Annotated in this window: 2 protein-coding genes; both read right to left on the bottom strand. The window is 65.3% G+C overall.

Annotated elements, in window-relative coordinates:
- Nucleotides 1-1,496 (bottom strand): tripartite tricarboxylate transporter permease (locus tag FS320_RS42790; protein ID WP_152718573.1); only part of this gene is annotated, 1,496 nt, incomplete at its 3' end.
- Nucleotides 1,497-1,505: 9 nt separating this feature from the next.
- Nucleotides 1,506-1,757 (bottom strand): tripartite tricarboxylate transporter TctB family protein (locus tag FS320_RS42785; protein WP_192926424.1); only part of this gene is annotated, 252 nt, incomplete at its 5' end.

The raw sequence follows: 1,757 nt of genomic DNA, 5'->3' as shown, positions 1-1,757 counted from the left end.
TCCTCGACCGCCTTGAAGCGTCCCAGGCCTTTCAGGAAGAAGGGCAGGATCAGGGCGATCACCGCGATGCCAAGCAGCGTTGCCGAGATCGGGCTCTGCAACAGCACCATCGGGTCGCCCAGACTGATCGAGAGGGCGCGGCGCAACTGGCTCTCCGCGATCGGCCCCAGGATCAGGCCCACGACGACCGGGGCGATGGGGAAGTCGAAGCGCCGCATCAGGAAGCCGAGCACGCCGAACACCGTCAGCATGACGAGTTCCACCGGCGAGGGGTTCGCCGCGATCGTGCCCATGGTGGCGAACACCAGGATGCCGGCATAGAGCCAGGGTTGCGGAATCGCGAGCAGCTTCACCCAGAGCCCGACCAGCGGCAGGTTCAGCACCAGCAGCATGGCATTGGCGATGAACAGGCTGGCGATCAGACCCCACACGAGATTGGGCTGCTCCGCAAAAAGCAGAGGGCCGGGGTTGAGACCGTATTGCTGAAAGCCCGCCAGCATCATGGCCGCGGTGGCCGAGGTCGGCAGGCCCAGGGTCAGCAGAGGCACGAGGGTGCCCGCGGCGGACGCATTGTTGGCGGCTTCCGGACCGGCGACGCCTTCGATGGCGCCCTTGCCGAAGTCTTCAGGGTACTTGGTCAGGCGCTTCTCGGTGGCGTAGGACAGGAATGTCGGAATCTCCGCGCCGCCGGCCGGAAGGGCGCCGATCGGAAACCCATAGAGCGTCCCGCGCAGCCAAGGCTTCCAGGAGCGTTTCCAGTCCTCCTTGGTCATCCAAAGGGAGCCGCGGACGGGCTCGAGCTTCTCCTCGTGGATATGCCGGCGGGACGCCACGTAGAGCGCTTCGCCGACCGCGAAGAGACCGACGGCCAGGGTTGTCACCTCGATATTGTCGTAGAGTTCGGGAACGCCGAAGCTCAGGCGGGACTGGCCGGAGAGAATGTCGATCCCGACGAGGCCGAGCAGCAGACCGATGAACAGGCTTGTCAGGCCGCGAACCGGGGAATCGCCGAAGGTGGCCGAGACCGTTACGAAAGCCACAACCATCAGGGCGAAGTAATCCTCGGGACCGAAGCTTACGGCGATTTCCACGAGATAGGGGGCCAGCAGCGTGAGCCCCAATGTGGCGATCGTGCCGGCCACGAAGGAGCCGATGGCGGAGGTCGCAAGCGCCGGGCCGCCGCGGCCGGCCTTGGCCATCAGGTTGCCCTCCAGGGCGGTGGCCATGGAGGCGCTTTCGCCTGGCGTGTTGATCAGAATGGCAGTGGTCGAGCCGCCATACATGCCGCCGTAATAGATGCCGGCGAACATGATGATCGATCCCGCCGGATCGAGCTTGAAGGTGATCGGCAGGAGCAGCGCCACGGTGAGCGCCGGGCCGATGCCGGGCAGCACGCCGACGGCGGTGCCGAGAAGAACGCCGATGAGCGCAAACAGCAGGTTCATCGGCTGAATGGCGACGGCGAGGCCGCCTGCTAAGGATGTGAAAGCTTCCATGGACAGGCCTCAGAGCAGACGTTCGAGCGGCCCGGCCGGCAGGGACAGGGTCAAAAGCTTGGCGAAGAGCAGGTAGACGAACACGGCGATGACCGCGCCGATCAGAAGATCCGTCAGGAACGCACGACGCCCGAAGGCTGCCGATGTGGTGGCGAACAGAAGGGCCGTGCCGATCATGAAGCCACCGCCGATGGCGATCAGGATGATCAGGCAGGCGAGCCCGCCGAGGATCAGGATGATCGGGTTCCAGTCGAGGCTGTC

The sequence above is a fragment of the Microvirga tunisiensis genome (assembly GCF_009296175.1).
GTDB lineage: Bacteria > Pseudomonadota > Alphaproteobacteria > Rhizobiales > Beijerinckiaceae > Microvirga > Microvirga tunisiensis.
Note: the sequence above shows the minus strand (reverse complement) of the source record. Positions and strands in the feature narration are given on the sequence as shown.